Annotated in this window: 1 protein-coding gene; it reads left to right on the top strand. The window is 46.9% G+C overall.

Features of this window, described 5'->3' with window-relative positions:
• Nucleotides 1–542, top strand: a 542-nt coding sequence (locus R7Q48_RS30325; RefSeq protein WP_318134116.1) for a cation:dicarboxylate symporter family transporter, incomplete at both ends; no start/stop codon positions are given.

Raw genomic sequence — 542 nt, 5'->3', positions numbered from 1 at the left:
TCGTTATGCGCTTAGTAAAAATGATCATGGCGCTTACACCTTACGGTATTGCTGCATTGATGGCGAAAGTGGTTGCAACCTCAAATGCATCCGACATCCTAAACCTACTTGGTTTTATCGTCGCGTCATACGTCGCTATTGGTTTGATGTTTGTTGTGCACGGCATTTTGGTTTCATTCGTTGGCGTTAGCCCTGTTGAATACTTCAAGAAAATTTGGCCTGTATTGACGTTTGCGTTCACTTCTCGCAGTTCGGCGGCAACCATCCCATTGAATATTGAAGCGCAAGTGACCAAGCTCAATGTGCCACCAGCGATCGCGAACCTATCTGCTTCTTTCGGTGCAACAATTGGTCAGAATGGTTGTGCGGGTATCTACCCTGCGATGCTAGCTGTGATGGTTGCCCCAACAATGGGTATTAACCCACTAGACGTAAACTTCATTCTTTCTCTGATTGCGATCATTACTATCAGCTCGTTTGGTATTGCGGGCGTTGGTGGCGGTGCAACATTTGCGGCATTGATTGTTCTTCCAGCAATGGGC

It is taken from the genome of Vibrio sp. 378, assembly GCF_033339435.1.
The sequence above is the reverse complement of the archived record's forward strand: the minus strand, read 5'-3'. Positions and strand labels throughout refer to the sequence as shown.